The organism is Clavibacter sepedonicus, from assembly GCF_000069225.1.
GTDB lineage: Bacteria > Actinomycetota > Actinomycetes > Actinomycetales > Microbacteriaceae > Clavibacter > Clavibacter sepedonicus.
Window position 1 is genome coordinate 1,372,526 of the sequence record NC_010407.1, and the last position, 19,000, is coordinate 1,391,525.

Consider the following 19,000-nt stretch of genomic DNA (forward strand, 5'->3'; position numbering starts at 1 on the left):
GACGTCAGCGGGCCGACACCCGCCGCCCCTGCACGTGCACGGCCGCGATGGCCGGCTCGCGCAGACCCATCAGCAGGGTGAAGAGGATCTGGTCCGTGGCGCGCGCGTCGTCGTCCGCGCGGATCCCATGGGCGAGCGTGAGGGCGAGCGGCTCCCAGAGGTCCGGCGTGATCGTCAGGAAGTCGGCGTCCTTGCCCACGTCGAGGTTGCCGTAGCGCTCCTCCATGTCGAGCGCTCGGGCGCCCGCGAGCGTGCCGGTGAAGAGGAGCTCTGCGGCGTCGATCTCCACGCCCGCGCCGCCGGGCTCCGACAGGTGCACCTTGAACGCGTCGTTGAGCACGCGGGAGATGAGCCACTCGTCGCCGGCGCCCACGTCGGATCCGATCGCCACGTTCACGCCGGACGCCACCGTGCGCCGCCACGGCATGGTGCCGCTCCCGAGGAACTGCTGCGACGTCGGGCAGTGCGCGATGCTGCTGCCGGTCTCGGCGAGGCGCGCGAGCTCGGAGTCCTGGCAGTGCACCGCGTGGGCGAAGACGCTGCGGCGGCCGAGGAGGCTGGATCCGCCGCGCTCCGACCCCGGCAGGAAGAGCCCGTCGTAGGTGTCGAGGTAGGTGTCGGTGCCGAAGACCTCGCGGACGGCGGCGATCTCGCCGGTGCCCGGCCGGTCGTTCTCGTTGAGGTGCGAGTGGAAGTGGACGCCCTCGCCGCGCGCCACGTCGTACAGCTCGCCGAGCCCGCGGAGCGTCGTCGGCGTCACCGACAGGCTGAACCGCGGCACGATCGCGACCTGGAGCGTCGCCGTCGTCGCGTCGCCCGTGTCGACGGCGTGCCAGCGGTCGATCTCCGCGCAGGAGAGCGCGATCGCGTCCTCCTCCGACGTGAGGAGCGGGGTGGCGGGGCCGGAGCCGACGGTCTGGATCCCGCGGCCGCTCACGAGCCGGAGGCCCGCGTCGCGGGAGGCCTCGAACAGGGCGTCCTGGGCGTGCGGGAACGCGGATCCGAACACGAGCGCGCTCGTCGTCCCCGCGCGGACGCGGCTCCGCGTGAAGTCCGCCGCGATCATGCGCGCGAAGCCCTCGTCCTCGAGTCGCGCCTCCGACGGGAACACGCACGTGTCGAGCCACTCGAGGAGCTGGCCGCCGCCGTGCGCGCTCGTCGTGTAGGTCTGCGGGAAGTGCACGTGCGCGTCGACGAAGCCGGGGATCAGGAAGTCGGACGCGTCGCCGTGCACGGGCGCGTCGGCGAACTCCGCGGGGAGGTCGCGGAAGGGGCCGACCCACGCGATCCGGCCGGCGTCGTCGACCGCGAGCGCGCCGTCGGGGACGGAGACGAGGTGGCGCCGGGCGTCCTGGACGAGCGGGGACCCCGTGATGTGGAGGACGTGGCCGCGGTGGACGGCGCGGCGGGCGACCGGCGCGGGTGCGGGCGCGGCGGGGGAGGGCGTGGTGCGGTGGTCGCTCATGCGGATCCGTTCGCTGGGATGGTGCGCGGCGGTGCGGGGCTGCGGGCACAGGAGGGGCTCGCGCGGAGGGCGGGATCCCGCTGTGGCGCGATGCTGCGCGGCGGGCGGGATCGGGTGCCCGGTCGATGGTCGGCCGGGGAGCGGGCTCTGCGATCCGACACGCCGGGCGTGTCCGCGGCGCTCAGGAAGCGGTGACCCTTCTCCGCCCGCTCACGCCGGCGGGCGTCGTCCCGGTCCGGTGGCCGCGGCCGAGCCCGAGTCGGCGTCGTCCGGATCCGCCGCGGCCGGTGCGTCGGGGGCGTGATCCTGGTCGAGCAGCGGCTGCAGCAGCACGTCGATCTCCGCGACCCGGCGTCGGCGCACCACGGCCATGCCCGCGACCGTGACGGCGATCACCGCGGGCAGGGTCCAGGCGAGGGGCGGCCCGCCGAGCACGCCGACGGCGACGGTGCCGCCGAGGAGCACCGCCGCGACGAGCACCGCCCAGGGACCGCCGAGCTGGTCGTGGACCTCGCGCCGGCGGAGCAGCAGCCACCGCCAGGAGTCGGCGTCGGCGTCGGCGTCGGCGGGAAGCCGTCCGTCGTCGATCGCCTCGGAGACGTCGACGAACCGGATGCGGGGCGGGGCCGCGCGACGTCGCCGGGAGAGGACGAACGTGAGGATGAGCCCGACGACCGCGCCGACCGTGAGCGTCGCCACGATCCGGTCGAGATCCACCTCGTGGCCGAGCGCGACCCGCGAGTAAATCAGGATCGCGGCGTAGGCGAGGGCGACGCCCATCGCGGGCACGATCGCGGGCGCGTCGGCGAGCCGGCGGCGGGCGCGCCGCAGCCGGCCGTGCGTCTTGCGTGCGGTGCCGGTCACGGTCGGGCGCGGATCAGGCGCCGGCGGGGCGCGTCGGCGCGGCGTCCGCGGCAGCCCCGCGGGCGCCGTCGCGCTCGCGCAGCTGGTGGAGCAGGCCGTCGATGCGGGGGATGGCACGGCGCGCCTGCACGAGCACGCCGATGCCGAGCCCGACGAACACGACGATCACGAGCCAGCCGATCGGGCTGCCGGGCTCGAGCACGAGGAGCGCGACGCCCATCGCGATGAACACCAGGAACAGGAGGGGTGTCAGCCACAGGGAGCGACGGAACTGGCCGCGCCGCCACTCGAGCGCGGGGATCCACACGCCCGGGTCGGCTGCGAGCGGCGCCTGTCCGGACCTGATCGCCGCGGTGACGTCGGCTGAGGTCGATGCCCCTCCGCCCCGACGGCGCTGCCAGGCGATCACGGCGACCATGACGCCGCCGAAGAGGAGCGACCCGATGAAGCGCCCGATGATGCCGGCGACGGAGAGGCCGTCACCCGTGATGACAAGGTCGATGCCCGTGCGGAGCACGAAGTAGAAGGCGGTGACGACGAGGAACACGCCCCCGAGCGACGCGCGTTCGAACCGCTCTTGCAGGCCCTTCATCGGGCGGAGGCGGTGTCGGGGCGGGCGCGGTGGGTCATCGTGTCTCCTCGGAAGCGGTGCGGGTGATGCGCACGCCGGATCGAGGTCGGCGCGAGTCGACCCTATCCAGCAGCCGGGGGAATCCGGTCCTCGGGGGTGGGCGGCGCCCAGGCGGCCCGGCGCTCCTCGTCTCGGCGGACCTGCTCCTGCAGCGGGATGAGCAGGGCGTCCACGCGGTCGCGGCGGAGTGCACGGGAGACGATCAGCGATGCGGCATACGTGGCGAAGACGGCCAGGAGGATGAGGAACGCCGCGTCGGACGCGCCGAACGGGCGCGAGCGCGGCAGGAACGCCAGACCGACGAAGAGCAGGAGCGTGATCGGGAGGACCCACGCGTCGTGCCGGATCTCCCGACGTCGACGTTCCAGCGCATCGCGCCACACGACCAGGTCCGCTCCCGCCGGCAGCTCGCCGTCCTCGGCGGCCTCCGACACCTCGACCTCGCGCGGCGCCCCGGGCCAGCTCAGGCGGCGGATCCAGAGCGCTCCCACCCGCACGGAGCCGAGGAGCACCGCGACGACGCCGCGGAAGACGATCGACCCGGGGTCGTCCGACGGCTGCCCGATGCCGAACGCTGTCAGCCACACGAAGATCACGACGGCGACGACCAGCACCTGCACGACCGCGGGCGCGTCGGCCCACGCGCGGCGGATGCGCCGGAACAGCGGCTGCGGACGGTCGGGTGCGGTCGGCATCATGGGTCCCCCTCATGCGGCGCCGGATGCGGCGCGCGACACCTGAGGGAGGATCCCCCCGGCATCCGCGTCCCACCCTACGCAGGGGCCGTGCGAGGCTTGACGCGGGCGGTAGCCTTCCGATCCGTCGAGCGGCCGCCCTTCCGCCCGTCCCGCGCCCGACCGTCGGCGCTCCCGTCCCGCGCCCGCTCGCCGGCGCTCCCGTCCGGAGGTGCCGTGCTCGAGATCGCCGCGGAGGTGCTCGACGCCCTCGCCGACGGCCGGCGCCTCGCCGTCGCGTGGGTCACCGACGTGCTCGGCAGCGCGCCCCGCACGGCCGGCACGGCGATGGCGGTCGACGACCGGGGCCGCGTCATCGGATCCATCTCCGGCGGATGCGTCGAGGGCGCGGTCATCGAGGTCGCGACCGGCGTGCTCGACGACGGGGCGCCCGCGCTCACGTCGTTCGGCGTCAGCGACGACGACGCGTTCCAGGTCGGGCTCACCTGCGGCGGGCGGATCGGCGTGGTCGTCGTGGAGGTCGCGCCCGCCGGCGACGCGCGGTCGCCCGTGCCCGACGCCGTGCGCGCCGCGCTCGAGGACGCCCGCGCCGGACGCGCCGCATCGCTCGCGCTCGTGCTGGAGGGACCGGCCGTCGGCACGTGGGTCACCGCGGACGCCGACCCCGTGGGCGCCGACCCCGCCCGCCGGATCCGCGCCGAGCTCGCCGCCCGCCTCGCGGCCGGCCGCTCGGGCACCACGGAGGTCGACTGCGCCGACGGCCCAATGCGGGTCCTGCACCTCGTCGCCGCCCCGCCGCCCCGGCTGATCGTCTTCGGCGCCGTCGACTTCTCCGCCGCCCTCGCCGACGCGGCCGCCCTGCTGGGATACCGCGTCACCGTGTGCGACGCCCGGCCCGCCTTCGCGACCCGCGCGCGCTTCCCGACGGCCCACGAGGTCGTCGCCGAGTGGCCGGACGAGTACCTGGCGCGCACCGAGGTCGACGCCCGCACCGTGATCTGCGTGCTCACCCACGACGACCGCTTCGACGTGCCGCTGCTCGTCGCCGCACTCCGCCTTCCGGTCGCGTTCGTCGGGGCGATGGGATCCCGCGCCACCGACGTCCGCCGCCGCGCGCTGCTCGTGGAGGAGGGCCTGACGGACACCGAGCTCGCGCGGCTGCGCTCGCCCATCGGCCTCGACATCGGCGCGTCGACGCCCCAGGAGACGGCCGTCTCGATCCTCGCGGAGGTGCTCGCCGCGCGCGCCGGCACCGAGGGCGCGCCGCTGACGACGACCACCGGGCCGATCCACGGGGAGACCGCATGACCGCCGCATCCGCTGCGTCCGCGGGCGCGCGCGCACCCCAGCCCGGCCTCGCCCGCCGCCTCGGCCTCCTCGACGCCACCGTCCTCGGCCTCGGCCTCGGCGCGATGATCGGCGCCGGGATCTTCGCGGTCATGCCCGCCGCCGCCCGTGCGGCAGGCTCCGGCCTCCTCGTCGGCCTCGCGATCGCCGCGGTCGTCGCGTTCTGCAACGCCACCGCGTCCGCGCAGCTCGCCGCGCGCTACCCGTCGTCCGGCGGCTCGTACCTCTACGGCCGCGAGCGCCTGGGGGAGTGGCCGGGCTTCCTCGCGGGCTGGTCGTTCGTGATCGGCAAGACCGCGAGCTGCGCGGCCATGGCCCTCACCTTCGCCGCGTACGCCGTGCCCGCGGCCTGGCAGCGGCCCGTCGCCGCGCTCGCCGTGACGGCCCTCGCAGTCGTGGGCTGCCTCGGCGTGACCCGCACGGCCCGGCTCGCCCGCGTGATCATCACGGTGGTCCTCGCCGTGATCGCGCTCGTGCTGGTCGCCGGCCTCGTCGCGGGCGGGCCGGAAGCCGCCGCCGAGCAGGTCGCGGGCGTCGTCGACACCACGCCCTATGGGGTCCTCCAGTCGGCCGGGCTCCTGTTCTTCGCCTTCGCGGGCTACGCGCGCATCGCGACCATGGGGGAGGAGGTGCGGGATCCCGCCCGCACCATCCCGCGCGCGATCCTCCTCGCGCTCGGCGGCGCGCTCGTCGTGTACGCGCTCGTCGCCGTGACGCTGCTCGGGGTGCTCGGCCAGGCGCGGCTCGGCGGATCCACCGCGCCGCTCGCGGACGTCGTGCGCGACGCGGGCTGGTCATGGGCGGTGCCGGTCGTGGGTGTGGGCGCGGCCGCCGCGTGCCTCGGTGCGCTGCTCGCGCTCCTCCCCGGGATCGGGCGCACGTCTCTCGCGATGGCCCGCGAGGGCGACCTGCCGCGCGGGCTCGCGGTCGTGCACCCGCGGTACCGGGTGCCGCAGCGGGCCGAGATCGCGGTCGCGGTGGTGGTCGTCGCGCTCGTGCTCACGGTGAACCTCCGCGGCGTCGTCGGCTTCTCGTCGTTCGGCGTGCTGCTGTACTACGTGGTCGCCAACGCCGCCGCCTTCACGCAGGAGCGGGCCGACCGGCGGTATCCGCGGGCGCTGCAGGTGGTCGGGGTCGTCGGCTGCCTGGTGCTCGTGGCGACGCTGCCCGGGGTGTCCATCGGGGTGGGCGCCGGCGTGCTGCTGGTCGGCGTGGTCGGGCGCGCGATCGTCCTCGCCCGGCGGCAGCGCGGGGCGCAGGCGCGCTGACCGGGCCCCGCCGCATCCGCTACTCCCGCGTCCCGCGCTCCCCGAGCGTCGTCGGGCTGTCGAAGCGCGGCTGCAGGCCGCCGCCGTGCAGGAGCCGCCACACGCGGTCCCGCGACATCGGCAGGTCGTGCGGGCGGATCCCGATGGCGTCGCGCACCGCGTTCGCCAGCGCGGGAGCGACCGGGTTGTAGGGCGCCTCGCTCATCGACTTGGCGCCGTGCGGGCCGAGGTCGTCGTGCGTGCGGGCGAAGAGCACCTCGGTCACGGGCAGGTCGGCGAGCTGGGGGATGTGGTAGTTCCGCAGCACGTCCGTGAGGATCCGCCCCTCGCCGTCGTGCACGACCTCCTCGTACACGGCCGTGCCGATCGCCTGCGCCGTGCCGCCCTCGACCTGGCCGCGCAGCTGCGCCGGGTTCAGCACGGTGCCGGCGTCGACGGCCTGCACGGAGCGGAGGATGCGGACCTCGCCCGTCGCGGGATCCACCGCCACCCGGAACGCGTGCACGTTGAACGCGAGGGAGCGGAGCGCGCCGTCCTCGTGCGCCTGCGCTGCGAGGCCGTCGGGGCCCGCCAGCTCGGCGATCGGCACGGACACGTCGCCCGCGACGAGCGCGTCCGGTGTGAGCGCGAACGCGGCGGCGGCGATCCCCGTGCGCGCGGCGGCCGCCTCCCGCAGCAGGTCGGCGAGCGCGGTCGCGGCGACGTGCACGGCCTTGCCCGCGACGACCGTGCCCGCGGAGCCGAACGCGCCCGTGTCGTAGCGCGTGACGTCGGTGTCGGACTGGCGGATGCGGATCCGGCCGGGCGTCGTCCCGAGCGCGGTCGCGGCGAGCTGCGCGTGCACGGTCGTCGTGCCGTTGCCGAACTCGGCCGTGCCCACCGACACCGTCACCGTGCCGTCCGCGGCCATCGCCACGGTCACGTCGGCGAAGTGCCCGCGCGGCGGCATGGTGGCGATCATCGCCGCGGCCATGCCCTCGCCCACGAGCCAGCGGTCGCCGGCCGGCACGGGATCCCCGCCGCCGTCGCCCAGCGCCCGCTCGGCGAGGTCGAGGCACTGGTCGAGCCCGTAGCTGCCGCCGAAGCCGAGGTCGGGACCCTCCGCCTCCGTGATGATCAGCGGGTCGCCGGGCACGACCGCGTTCCGCCGCCGGATCTCGAAGCCCGAGATGCCGAGCCGCCGCGCCAGCTCGTCGAGCGCGGAGTCGACCGCGAAGATCACCTGCCCGAGGCCGTAGCCGCGGAACGCGCCCGACGGCAGGTTGTTCGTGTAGACGCTCTGCGCGTCCACGCGCTTGGCCGGCGACCGGTAGAGGGTGATCGACTCGTTGCAGCCGTGGAACATGACGCCCGGCCCGTGGTTGCCGTACGCGCCCGTGTCGCTGAGCACGTCGACCGCGAGCGCCGTGAGGAGGCCGTCGGAGGTGGCGCCGACCGTGACGCCCACGCGCATCGGGTGCCGCGACGGCGACAGCGTGAACTCGTCCGACCGCGTGAACTCCAGCTGCACCGGGCGTCCGGTCGCGAGCACCGCGAGGGTGACGACGTCCTCGGTGAGGATCTCCTGCTTGCCGCCGAACCCGCCGCCCACGCGGGCCGTGAAGACGCGCACCCGCTCGGGCTCCAGCTCGAACAGGCGGCAGATCTCGCGCTGCACGAGGAACGGGACCTGCGAGCTGGTGCGGAGGACCAGGCGGCCCTCCTCCATCCAGCCCACGGTCGCGTGCGTCTCGAGGTGCGTGTGCGCGACGCGCTGCGTGGACCACGTGCCCGAGACCACCTCGGCGGCGCGGGCGAGCCCGGCCGCCACATCGCCGTGCTCGCCGTGCATCTCGGCGACGATGTTGCGCTGCGGGTCGGCGAGGCGCGAGACGGCCGGATCCTTGTCGCCGTGCACGAGGGGCGCGCCCGGCCGCCGCGCCTCGTCGGGGTCGAAGACGGCGGGGAGGACCTCGTAGTCCACCCGCACCAGGCGCACGGCGGCCTCCGCGATGCCCACGTCGTCGGCGATCACGGCCGCGACGCGCTGCCCGCGGAACCGCACGACGTCGTCGAAGACGCGGCTGTCGTCGGGGTCGTCGAAGCGGTCCTCGTGCCGGGCGGACGAGTAGAGCGTCGCGGGGGAGTCGTGGTGGGTGAGCACGGCGTGCACGCCCGGCAGCGCGAGCGCCTCCGACGTGTCGATGGAGCGGATGCGGGCGTGCGGGTGCGGGCTCCGCACCAGGCTCGCGTGCAGGAGGCCGGGGACCTGGACGTCGAGCGTGTACGGCTCGAGGCCGCTGACGACGCGCTCGCTCGCGGGCGCGTGCAGCGACGTGCCGACGCGGCCGGTCTGGGCGCGCTCGGCGGCGCGGGCATCGTCGCCGCTGCCGTCGGCGGCCGTCGCGGCGGACCCGGCGGCGGCCGCGGATCCCGTCGCCCGCACCGGCCCGAGCCCCTCCGGCCGCGCGCCGCCGCAGCCGTCGCCGTGCGCGTGATCCGCGCCGCCGTGCTCGCCGCGGATCGCCTCGTCGATCGCCCGGTACCCCGTGCACCGGCAGAGGCTGCTCTTCATCAGGCGCGGCAGGTCGTCGAGCTCGTCGTCGCCGAGCGACGCGGCCGTGACGACCATGCCCGGCGTGCAGAACCCGCACTGGAACCCGGCCGCCTCCACGAACCGCGCCTGCACGGGATGCAGGTCGCCGGGCGTCCCCAGCCCCGCCGCCGTCGTGACCTCGCGGCCCGCGGCCCGGAACGCGGGCAGGATGCACGAGTGCACGGCCTCGCCGTCGAGGAGCACCGCGCACGCCCCGCAGTCGCCCGAGTCGCAGCCCTTCTTCACGCTGAACACCTCGTGCTCGCGCAGCCAGGTGCGCAGGCTCTGGCCGGGCGCCGGCTCGCCCGGGATCTCGCGGCCGTCCACGGTCATGCTCACGGGCGTGCTCCTGCCGTCGTCGTGGTCGCGGCGCCGGGCGGGGTGCCGCGCTCGCCGGATGCCGGACCGTCGCCCGCGCCCGCGGCATCGCCCGCCAGTTCCGCGCGGATCTCCTCCGCCAGCAGCGCGCTCACCGCCCGCCGCCAGTCGGCGGCGCCGTGCGCGTCGGTGAACCAGGATCCGATCGCCCGCACGTCGTCGGCGAGCGCCGCGGCGTCCGGGAGCGCCGGGTAGCGCAGCAGCTCGGGCCGGAGCGTGGCGCCGGTCACGGTCAGCGTGAACGCGCCGCCCTCGTCGAGCCGGCCGATCACCACGGACCCCGACCGCCCGATGGGCGACAGCGCGATCTTGCGGAACGCCGTCCGGGCGCGCAGCGACGCCGCCGGCACGTGGATCGACCGCAGCACGTCGCCGGGCTTCAGCGCGGTGGTCCGGTCGCCGGTGACGAGCTCGGCCACGGGCATCCGCTCGTCGCGGGCGGGGGCGTCGGGCGTCGCGGCTCGCCAGATCAGCGCGTCGGCGTCGAGCGCGGAGGCGAGCGCCGTCATCGGGCCGGCGGGCAGCGCCGAGCAGATGTTGCCGCCCACGGTCGCGACCCGCCAGATCTTCGTCGACCCGTACAGCGCCGTGCAGGCCTGGAGGAAGAGCGGGTGCGCCGCCCAGCCGTCCTGGGGCGCGATCCCGGCGACCTCCGCGATGGTGCAGGTCGCCGCGATCTCGAGCCCGTCGTCCGTGACGACGAGCGGCTCCCAGCCGAGCGCGTGGAGGTCGACGAGCCCGATCAGGTGCGGGTGCGGCTCGGCGAAGATGCCGGATCCGCCCGCGAGCGCCGCCACGGTCGGCCCGAGCGCCGCGAGGTCGTCCCGCGTCCGGGCGGGCACGACGGAGCGGACGGTCGGCTGGTCCATGGGTCTCCTCCCGGGCATCCCGGTCGCCGGCCGCGGATCCCCGGGGGAGCGCGATCGTGCGTGGGCGTGTGACAGCGATCCTCGCATCCGCCGCACGCCGCCCCCGCCCGCGCGCCCCCGAGTTGCCGCCGCCGGGGCGCGCTGCTACGCTCGGGGGGAGCCCCGGGGAGACCATGAGAATCCGCACCACCGCCCGCGCACTCCGTTCTCGCCGTCGATCCCGTCGTCCCTCCCGCGGCGGCGTCGCGCTCGCCGCGACCGGATCCGCGCTCGCCGCGTCCCTACTCCTCGCCGGCTGCGCGGCCGCCCCCGAGGGCCCGCCCGCCCCGCCGTTCGACGCCGTCGCCCTGCCGCCCGAGGCGCCCACGGCGGTCCCGGACCAGCGCGTCGCCGCGGGCGAGGTCGTCGCCCTGGCGAGCGCGGACGCGGACGGGGTCGACGGGCCGGTGGTCGCCACCTCCGTGCTGGGCGTCGCCGAGGGGCAGCCGGACTACTGGTCCGGCTTCGAGGACGGCGCGCGCTTCGCCGACCGGGTCCCGTTCTTCGCGTTCGTCCAGACCCGCTGGCTCGAGGGCGAGCGCGGCCCCGCCAACGGTCCGGTCCTCCGCCCCTTCCTCGCCGACGGCACCGAGGTCGACATCATCCAGCGGCAGGTCGGCGGCGTCAGCGCGTCCGCGGAGTGCCCGTACGCGATGCCCGTCCTCCGCCCGGACGACGGCTACGCCGCCGAGGAGCACCTGGAGTGCGTCGTCTACGCCGTGCCCGAAGGCCAGGAGCTCGCCGAGCTGCGCTGGCACGACGTCCCGCGCACCGTCCTCGAGACGCCGGATCCCGCCACGCACCCGTTCCTCGCGGCCCCCGTCGTCTGGGAGGTCGACGCCCTGCCCGCCGCCGCCACCGGTGCCGGGCGATGACGCCGCAGCGCCGCCGCGCGCACCGCGAGCTCCGGGCCGCCGCCGTCCTGCTCCTCGTCCAGGGCGTGCTCATGGAGGGCCTGGTCGCCGTGGGGCTCGTCGTGCTCGGGATCCCGCAGGCCGCCATCACGGACCACGCCGAGGTCTTGGCCCTGCCGTACCTCCAGGACGAGCTCTATCCAATGATGGCCATGAGCGGGATCTTCGCGGCCCTCCGCATCACCGCGGCCGTCGGCCTCTGGCGCGACCGGCTCTGGGGCCTCGCGCTCGCGGGCGTCATGTGCGTCGTGACGCTCGTGCTGATGGTGTTCCTCCTGCCGGCCGGGCTCCTCGACGGCCTGCTCTCCGGGGCGGCCCTCGTGCTCCTCCTGCACGCGTCGCTCGGGCGCGACGCGGCGGGCCGGGTGCGCACGGCGCTGAGCGCGGTCGACCAGCCCTGATCCGCTGACCGGGCCCCATCCGCCGACCGGCCCATCCGCCGGCCGCCCCCGACCGGGGCGCAGGCACCGGCTCGGTAGAATGATCCGTCGCCACCCGTCGGGCAGGGCGCACGCATCGGCACACGAGAAGAACCAAGGGGATGATCCATGGCGGGCAGCGCACGGCAGTTCAACGTAGCGCTCGAGCCGACGGTCGATCCCGCCACCAGCGAGGAGGAGTTCTCCCGCCAGGACGACGCCGTCGCCCCCGCCCCCGCCACGTGGCCCACCACGCACCACCGCCCCGACGTCGTCATCCGCAAGGGCCTCGCCACCCTCGTCAACCGCACGCTCACGCCGCACCAGGCGCTCGTGACCGACCTGCTCTTCATCCGCGACGCGCTGCTCGCGACCGGCATCGACGTCTGGCTGATCCGCGGCAACGACGAGCGCCCGGTCATCGCCATCGACGTGCAGAACCGCGACACCGTCGTCCGCGCCCTCGTCGCCGCGAACGCCGACGAGCCGCTCTACGCGAAGACCGTCGACGGCCGCCGCCGCCCGCCGCTGCTCGTCGCCGACGGCCGCCTCACCGACAACCCCGACGCCGGGATCTTCCGCCTCTACCGCCCGCGCATCGAGCCCGAGGGCCTCCTGGCCTACGGCGCGTCGACCGCGGTCGAGCTGCAGTTCTTCCGCTTCGAGGGCGAGACCATCGTCTGGCCGGTCGAGAACTCGCTGACCCGCGAGATCCTCCCGGCGAACGAGGTCGTGCCGACCACGGTCGAGATGTACGGCCACGAGTGGAAGACGCTCCGCGGCATGTTCGACGCGCAGGCGTCCGACATCACCTTCGACATCGACATGGTCTTCTCCTGGGTCGACGGCAACGACCCCGAGTTCCAGAAGCGCCGCGCCGAGCGCATGAAGGACGTCGTGGTCGGCGAGGGCGACGACTCCGAGGCCCGCTTCCGCCAGATCGACGAGCTCAAGTACGCGCTCCGCTCCGTCTACCTGTTCGCGCCGTGGGTGCGCCGCATCTTCATCGTCACCGACTCCCCGAAGCCGTCGTGGCTGGCCGACCACCCGGCCGTCACCTTCGTGCGCAGCGAGGAGTTCTTCACGGATCCCGCCGCCCTGCCCACGCACAACTCGCAGGCCGTCGAGTCGCAGCTGCAGCACATCCCCGGGCTCAGCGAGCACTTCCTCTACTCCAACGACGACATGTTCTTCGGCCGTCCGGTGCAGCCCGGCATGTTCTTCTCGCCCGGCGGGATCACCAAGTTCATCGAGGCGGCCACGCGCATCGGCCTCGGCGACAACGACTCCGACCGCAGCGGCTTCGAGAACTCGGCGCGCGTGAACCGCCGCCTGCTCATGGAGCGCTTCGGCCGCCTCATCACGCGCCACCTCGAGCACGCGGCCACGCCGTTGCGGAAGAGCGTGCTGCTCGAGCTCGAGCAGGAGTTCGCGGAGGACTTCCACCGCACGCAGCTCAGCCGCTTCCGCTCCAGCACCGACATCTCGGTCACGAACTCGCTGTACCACTACTACGCGCAGATGACCGCGCGTGCGGTGCAGCAGGAGAACGCCAAGGTCGCGTACGTCGACACGACGTCGCGTGCCGGGCTCGACATGCTCCCCGGTCTGCTGAAGCGCCGCTCGCAGGACTTCTTCTGCCTCAACGACGGATCCTTCCCCGAGGTCCCGGCCGAGGAGCGGCAGGAGCGCGTGCAGGACTTCCTCGAGCGCTACTACGGCATCCCGGCGCCGTGGGAGGCGGAGGTCGCCGACGCGGCCGGCGCCTCGCCCGCCGGCGCGCCCGCAGAGCCTGCCGGGCCCGCCGCGCCCGCCTCGCCCGCCTCCGCGGCCGAGTGAGCCGCGCGGGGAGCCCCGCCGACCGCACCCCCTACGAGGTGCTCGGCGTGGATCCCGCGGCCGACACCGCGACCCTCCGCGCCGCCTACCGCCGGCTCGTCCGCGCCACCCACCCGGACACGGGCGGCGAGGCGCACCTCTTCCACGCGGTGCAGCGCGCGTGGGAGCTCGTCGGGGATCCGGACGACCGCGCAGCGTACGACCGGGGCCAGGGCCGCGCGACGGCGTCCGACGATGACGACCCGTTGGGGCCCGACGCCGCCGGGTACGCGCCCGCACCCGGATCCGGCACCCGCCTCGGCGCCGCCCTCCACGGCGTCGCGGGCGCGCTCGCCCGAGCCCACTACCTCGACCGCGTGGCGGCCTGGCAGGGGATCGCGCCGGGAGCCGACCTCGGCGTGGATCCCTGGTCGCCCGAGCTCGTGCGCCGCGCCCCGCGCGACGTCCGCTGGCTGCTCGCGAAGGCCCTGGCCGAGGAGGCCACCGCGCGGGCGGCCGCCTCGCTCGGCATGGGCGCGACGATCTTCCACGACGTCCGGCCGCTGGCCGGCCAGGGGAAGATCGACCACGTCGTGCTCGCGCCCGCCGGCCTGTTCGCGCTCAGCTCCGAGGACTGGGGCACGGAGGTCCAGCTGGTGCGCGGGGAGCTGCAGCCCGTCGCGCCGGATCCCGATGGCGCGTTCGCGCCCGGCGACGCGCCCGTCACCTGGCTGGTCGGGGCGGCTTGCTCGCTCGCGGCGTCGGCCGGCGTGCGCTTCGCGGCCGCGGTGGTCGTCGTCCCCGACGACGCGCTCGCGCAGCCGGTCGAGCGCGTGGAGCGCGGCCGCAACCGGGGCGCGCTCGTCGTCCGGCGATCCGTCCTGCCGCTCGTGCTGCGCGACGGCGTCTCCGAGGAGGGCCGGCTGAGCGTCGCGGATCCCTACGCCGTGCGGGCGCTCCTCCGCGAGCGGCTGACGCTGCTCGGGCCCGCCGCGGGCTGACGCCGCCGCGCGCCCGCATCACCCGCACGTCCGCCACCCCACCCCGCACGCGCCGGAGCCCCGCACGCGCGATCGCGTGCGGGGCTCCGGGTGTCCGTGCGGACGGGTCAGTCGATGCGCTTCAGGCTCTCGAGGCGGCCGAGCAGGTCGCGGTCCTGGGCGTCGAGGTCGCCCTCGGCGGCGACGACGCGGATGGCGGCCTCGAAGTCGAGGTCCTGGTCGTCGGCGACGCCTGCGACGTCGGCCACGACCCAGAGGAAGCTGACGAGCTCGGGGAGGATCTCGGAGAGCACGGCGTCCGGGAAGATCGCCGCGGCCTGGCGGAACATGCGGTCGGTGGCCGGGCCGCCGAACGCGTGGTCGAGGTCGGCGACGATGCCGTCGTCCTCGTCGAGGTCGGTGGAGATCCAGTTGGCGACGTGCTCGCCGTCGAGGTGGATCGCGGAGACGAAGAGGGGCTCGCCGCCCGACTCGCTCTCGACGATCTCGGTGATCGAGTAGCCGGCGACGCCGGGAGGCGTGAGAAGGGAGTCGTCATCCATGCCGCCCATGCTATCCGGGGCGGGGACCCCGGCGGGTCCGGAAGCCCGCGCCCGTGGGCGGATCCGGGGCCGATCCCGAGCCCGTCCCGCGGGTAGCCTCGACGGATGACCATCGCCGCCGACCCCGCGCCCTCCGCGGCGGCGGTCCCCGCGACCGACCGGGTGCCTCGCGACCTGCCCGTGGTCCTGGATCCGGTCGTCTGGCACGAGCGCGCCGCCCGCCACGCCGAGCGGGCCGACGCCTTCTCCGCCGGGTTCCGCGCCCGCCGCCTCGCGGGCCGCACCCACGAGGTCGACGACTTCCTCTTCACCTACTACCCGCACAAGCCGTCGCTCCTGAGGCGCTGGCACCCGGGCGCGGGAGTCGTGCTCGCGGGCGCCGCCGCCGACGACGAGCGCGCGGCGTGGCGCTGGTACGTCGCCGAGGCGGCCGCCGCGGGGAGCGCGCCTGGCGGCGTGCGGGTCGATGCGTTCGCGTACCTCGCCGCGCGCGGATCCACCGCGTCCTTCATCGAGCGGATCCTCTCCCGCACCGCCGCGCGCCCCGGCCGCTTCTCCTGCTTCGGCCTGCACGAGTGGGCGATGGTCTACAAGGTCGGGCCCGGCGAGCAGCGGCACGAGCGGCTGCCGCTGCGCCTCGGATCCGCCGCCACCGACGAGGTCGTGGAGACGCACAAGCTGGCCTGCACCCACATCGACGCGTTCCGCTTCTTCACGCCCGAGGCCGTGCAGCGGAACGCGCTCGCGCCCACGCGCGAGACGCAGCCCGACCTCGAGCAGCCCGGCTGCCTGCACGCCGGCATGGACGTCTACAAGTGGGCCACCAAGCTCGGACCGCTCGTGCCCGGCGAGCTGCTGCTCGACGCGTTCGAGCTCGCCCGCGACATCCGCTCGCTCGACATGCGCGCGAGCCCGTACGACGTGTCCGGCCTCGGGCTCGAGGCCGTGCGGATCGAGGAGCCGGCGGGCAAGGCGCGCTACGCGGCCGAGCAGCGCGGGTTCGCCGAGCGGTCGAACGGGCTGCGGACGCGGATCCTGGCCGAGCTCGACCACGCCCGTCGCGCTGCCGCCGCCGGGCTCTAGCTGTACTCGGCCGTGACGTTGGTGACACTTCGGGGCGTGTGAAGAGGCCTCCTGGCTTGATGGAGCTGTTCAGTTCAACCATCGCCAGGAGGCCTCGATGTCCCACGGTAATGCTCGTCTGACGGTTCACGGGAGGGTTCTCCTCGTGCGGCGGGTGGTGGAGGATCGTCGGCCGGTCGCGCACGTCGCGCGGGAGCTGGGGGTGTCGCGGCAGTGCGCGCATCGATGGGTGAACCGGTTCCGTGCCGAGGGGCTGCGAGGGCTGACGGATCGGTCATCGCGGCCCCGGTCAGTACCGAGGCGAACGAGCCCGGAGCGGGAACGGGCCGTGCTGGAAGCGCGGGCCCAGTTGCGGGCGGGTCCTGCGCGGCTGGCGCCGGTGACAGGTGTTCCATCCCGTACGATCTCCCGCATCCTGCGCCGGCACGGGGCGCCGCCGTTGGCATGGTTGGACCCCGTCACCGGGGCCGTGATCCGGGCATCCCGGTCAACGGCGCACCGGTATGAGCACGAGCATCCGGGTGATCTGATCCACGTGGACGTGAAGAAGCTCGGGAGGATCCCGGACGGAGGCGGCTGGCGGGTCCACGGGCGCAGCGAGCAGGTCCGCGGCCGCGGGATCGGGTTCGATTACGTCCATGCCGCGGTCGATGACCACACCCGTCTCGCCTACGCGGAGATCCATCCCGATGAGAAAGGCGCGACCGCGGCCGGGTTCCTGACCCGCGCAGCGGCGTACTTCGCCGGGCGCGGGATCACCCGGATCGAGCGGGTCATCACGGACAACGCGTTCGCCTACCGGCACTCGACCGCGTTCAAGAACGCCGTCCAGGACCTGGGCGCGCGGCAGAAGTTCATCCGCCCGCACTGCCCCTGGCAGAACGGCAAGGTCGAGCGCTTCAACCGGACCCTCGCGACCGAGTGGGCCTACCGGCAACCCTTCACCAGCAACCAACACCGGGCCGACGCGCTTGACCCCTTCATCGAGCACTACAACACTGAACGAATCCACTCAAGCCACGGGCTCACGCCCGCGGCCCGAGTGTCACCAACGTCATGACTCAGTACATCAGCGGATCCGCCCCGTCGGGCACGGACGCGCGGTCAGCGCCCGCGCACGCCGTCCGGATCGCGCAGCCGCTCGATCTCGCGCCGGTCGCGCTTCGTCGGGCGTCCGGCGCCGCGGTCGCGGACGATCGTCGCGGGTGCGGCCTCGCGCGGCGGCGGCGGGGGAGTGAGGTCGGTCAGCGCCTCGGCGGCGATGGCCGGGCCGACGCGCTTCACGAGCGTGCGGCGCACCACGAGGATCCGCTCGGATCCGGCGACGCGCACGCGCACCTCGTCGCCCGGCCGTACCGACTGCGACGCCTTCGCGCGCTCGTCGCCGACCCGCACGTGCCCGGCGCGGCAGGCGGCGGTGGCCTGCGACCGGGTCTTGTAGATCCGCACCGCCCAGAGCCAGCTGTCGACCCGGACCGCGGCCTGCGCGGCGATCGGGGCGGACGCGCCGCCCGCGGGAGGCGGAGCGGCGTCGGACGGCATGCTCTGACCCTAGGCGACGGCTCCCCGGTACGCTGGCCCGAGCATGTCGATCTCCCGCCGCACCCTCCTCACCGCGTCCGTGTCGGGGCTGTCGCTCCTCGGGCTCGCGGCGTGCACGCGGACGACGCCGACGCCCGCCACGCCCACGGCCACCGCCTCCGCGACGCCGACCCCCACGCCCACCGCGGGCGTCGCCGGCCTCCCGGATCCCGTCGCCTTCGCGCGCTCCGACTGGGCGGGCGATCCGTTCGCGCGCGGATCCGGCAGCTTCCTCCGACCCGGCGCCACGACCGCCGACCGCGAGGCGCTCGCCCGCCCGATCGAGGACCGCGTGTTCTTCGCCGGCGAGGCCACGAGCGCCGACCGCCCCGGCACGGTCGCGGGCGCCTACGCGTCGGGGCTCCGTGCGGCAGGCGAGGTGGATCGCGCGGGCGCCGGATCCGAGCGCATCGCGGTCGTCGGCGCCGGCATCGCGGGCACCGCTGCGGCCCGCGCCCTGCGCGATGCCGGGCACGACGTCGTCCTCGTCGAGGCGCGCGCAGAGCTCGGCGGCCGGATCCGAGCGGCCGGCGGCACCGACTGGCCCCACCCCGCCGAGCTCGGCGCGCTGTGGATCGCCGCCGACGACGACGACCTGCTGCGCGACGCGCTCGAGGCCGCCGGCATCACCCGCTACGGCCTCGCGCTCATCACCGAGAGCCGCGGGCCCGACGGCGCGGTGCTGGAGCCCTCGACGGCGGGATCCGACGCCATCGCCGCCGCGCGCGCCCGGGCCCTCGCGCAGCCCGGCGCCGTCAGCCTCGCCGCGGCCCTGCGGGAGACCGGCGGCGACGCGCTCTCCACCGAGGGCGGTGCCGCAGCGCCCGCTGCCCGCCTCGCCGCGCTCCTCTCCACCGACGTCGCGATCGCCCACGGCGCGTCGCCCGACGAACTCTCGGGCGCCCGCGGCCTCGACGAGCCGGCGCCCGTCGGCAACGTCGCCGTCACGGGCGGCTTCGCGGGCCTCGTGCAGCATCTGCTGCGCGACCAGGACATCGACGTGCTGCGGGAGTCGACCGTCTCCCGCATCGCCTACGGCAACGGCCGCGTGGGGCTGCGGCTCGGGTCCGGCGAGTCGCTCTCGGTCGACCGCGTGGTCGTCACCGTGCCGCTCGGCGTGCTCCAGGCGGGCGCGATCGCGTTCGACCCGGCGCTGCCGTCCTCGCACGACGTCGCCATCCGCGCGCTCGGCCCCGGCCGCGCCGACCGCATCTGGTTGCGCTTCGCCGAGCCGTTCTGGTCGACGACCGCCACGGTCTGGACGTCCTACGACGCCGGCGGGAGCTTCACGCGCTGGTACAACCTCATGCCGATCTCGGGCGAGCCCGTGCTCATGGCCGAGGTGGGCGCGGCGGCGGCGGACCGGGTCGCGGCCATGGACGACCAGGCGCTCCGGTCGGCGGCGCTCCGCACGCTGGCGCCGTTCGCGGATCCGGCGCTCCTCGCGGAGGGGACGGCCACCCCGGAGCCGGGCCCGAGCGCCACGCCGACGCCCTAGGCCGGATCCGGGT

17 protein-coding genes are annotated in these 19,000 nt (G+C 75.4%); 9 read left to right on the top strand and 8 right to left on the bottom strand.

Translation table 11 applies throughout. From position 1 onward, the window contains the following. Positions 1-4: 4 nt before the first annotated feature. The 4 genes from CMS_RS06485 to CMS_RS06500 all read right to left on the bottom strand — a co-directional run bounded on the left by CMS_RS06485 (position 5) and on the right by CMS_RS06500 (position 3,655). The gene (locus CMS_RS06485; protein WP_012298695.1) at positions 5-1,465 is read right to left on the bottom strand and encodes an amidohydrolase family protein; all 1,461 of its coding nucleotides are present in this window, start codon (positions 1,463-1,465) and stop codon (positions 5-7) included. Positions 1,466-1,675: 210 nt separating this feature from the next. Then, on the bottom strand, positions 1,676-2,329 hold the full coding sequence (locus CMS_RS06490) for a hypothetical protein (protein ID WP_012298696.1): 654 nt from the start codon (positions 2,327-2,329) through the stop codon (positions 1,676-1,678). A gap of 13 nt (positions 2,330-2,342) precedes the next feature. Further along, the gene (locus tag CMS_RS17320; protein WP_012298697.1) at positions 2,343-2,921 is read right to left on the bottom strand and encodes a hypothetical protein; all 579 of its coding nucleotides are present in this window, start codon (positions 2,919-2,921) and stop codon (positions 2,343-2,345) included. A gap of 101 nt (positions 2,922-3,022) precedes the next feature. Beyond that, positions 3,023-3,655: a hypothetical protein gene (locus CMS_RS06500; protein WP_223842746.1), complete on the bottom strand. Its 633-nt coding sequence runs from the start codon at positions 3,653-3,655 to the stop codon at positions 3,023-3,025. A 216-nt stretch (positions 3,656-3,871) separates the two neighbouring features. On the opposite strand from CMS_RS06500, the gene CMS_RS06505 reads away from it, so the two are divergent. Together CMS_RS06505 and CMS_RS06510 are read left to right on the top strand one after the other, a co-directional pair. Then, entirely contained in the window at positions 3,872-4,963 is a 1,092-nt protein-coding gene (locus tag CMS_RS06505) for an XdhC family protein (RefSeq protein WP_041464481.1), read from the top strand. After that, on the top strand, positions 4,960-6,270 hold the full coding sequence (locus CMS_RS06510) for an APC family permease (protein ID WP_012298700.1): 1,311 nt from the start codon (positions 4,960-4,962) through the stop codon (positions 6,268-6,270). Before CMS_RS06505 ends, CMS_RS06510 begins: the two co-directional genes overlap by 4 nt. A gap of 19 nt (positions 6,271-6,289) precedes the next feature. Here the strand turns inward: CMS_RS06510 and CMS_RS06515 are convergent, their stop codons facing one another. Beyond that, positions 6,290-9,184: a molybdopterin-dependent oxidoreductase gene (locus CMS_RS06515; protein ID WP_012298701.1), complete on the bottom strand. Its 2,895-nt coding sequence runs from the start codon at positions 9,182-9,184 to the stop codon at positions 6,290-6,292. Continuing rightward, positions 9,181-10,092 carry an FAD binding domain-containing protein gene (locus tag CMS_RS06520; RefSeq protein ID WP_041464482.1) on the bottom strand — a complete coding sequence of 304 codons (912 nt, stop codon included), beginning with the start codon at positions 10,090-10,092 and terminating at the stop codon, positions 9,181-9,183. The genes CMS_RS06515 and CMS_RS06520 overlap by 4 nt, the downstream gene beginning before the upstream one ends. A gap of 173 nt (positions 10,093-10,265) precedes the next feature. Here CMS_RS06520 and CMS_RS06525 point away from each other — a divergent pair, with 173 nt between their 5' ends. From CMS_RS06525 to CMS_RS06540, 4 genes are all read left to right on the top strand, one after another. After that, the gene (locus tag CMS_RS06525; RefSeq protein ID WP_012298703.1) at positions 10,266-11,006 is read left to right on the top strand and encodes a hypothetical protein; all 741 of its coding nucleotides are present in this window, start codon (positions 10,266-10,268) and stop codon (positions 11,004-11,006) included. Continuing rightward, positions 11,003-11,446, top strand: coding sequence for a hypothetical protein (locus tag CMS_RS06530; RefSeq protein WP_012298704.1), 444 nt, complete (start codon positions 11,003-11,005; stop codon positions 11,444-11,446). Before CMS_RS06525 ends, CMS_RS06530 begins: the two co-directional genes overlap by 4 nt. 147 nt (positions 11,447-11,593) lie before the next feature. Beyond that, on the top strand, positions 11,594-13,303 hold the full coding sequence (locus tag CMS_RS06535) for a stealth family protein (RefSeq protein WP_012298705.1): 1,710 nt from the start codon (positions 11,594-11,596) through the stop codon (positions 13,301-13,303). Then, positions 13,300-14,283 carry a J domain-containing protein gene (locus CMS_RS06540; protein WP_012298706.1) on the top strand — a complete coding sequence of 328 codons (984 nt, stop codon included), beginning with the start codon at positions 13,300-13,302 and terminating at the stop codon, positions 14,281-14,283. Before CMS_RS06535 ends, CMS_RS06540 begins: the two co-directional genes overlap by 4 nt. Positions 14,284-14,390: 107 nt before the next feature. Here the strand turns inward: CMS_RS06540 and CMS_RS06545 are convergent, their stop codons facing one another. After that, positions 14,391-14,825 carry a hypothetical protein gene (locus CMS_RS06545; protein WP_041464920.1) on the bottom strand — a complete coding sequence of 145 codons (435 nt, stop codon included), beginning with the start codon at positions 14,823-14,825 and terminating at the stop codon, positions 14,391-14,393. A gap of 105 nt (positions 14,826-14,930) precedes the next feature. Between CMS_RS06545 and CMS_RS06550 the strand changes: the two genes are divergently transcribed. Together CMS_RS06550 and CMS_RS16550 are read left to right on the top strand one after the other, a co-directional pair. Next, complete coding sequence (locus tag CMS_RS06550) at positions 14,931-15,908, top strand: hypothetical protein (RefSeq protein ID WP_012298708.1); 978 nt, start codon at positions 14,931-14,933, stop codon at positions 15,906-15,908. Between the two features lie 97 nt (positions 15,909-16,005). Beyond that, positions 16,006-16,968, top strand: coding sequence for an IS481-like element IS1121 family transposase (locus tag CMS_RS16550; protein WP_012296866.1), 963 nt, complete (start codon positions 16,006-16,008; stop codon positions 16,966-16,968). Positions 16,969-17,012: 44 nt separating this feature from the next. Here CMS_RS16550 and CMS_RS06560 read toward each other — a convergent pair whose 3' ends face one another. Continuing rightward, positions 17,013-17,450 carry an RNA-binding S4 domain-containing protein gene (locus CMS_RS06560; protein WP_012298709.1) on the bottom strand — a complete coding sequence of 146 codons (438 nt, stop codon included), beginning with the start codon at positions 17,448-17,450 and terminating at the stop codon, positions 17,013-17,015. A 43-nt stretch (positions 17,451-17,493) separates the two neighbouring features. Between CMS_RS06560 and CMS_RS06565 the strand changes: the two genes are divergently transcribed. After that, a complete protein-coding gene (locus CMS_RS06565) occupies positions 17,494-18,987 on the top strand; it encodes an FAD-dependent oxidoreductase (protein WP_012298710.1) in 1,494 nt (497 codons plus the stop codon). Positions 18,988-19,000: the final 13 nt, after the last annotated feature.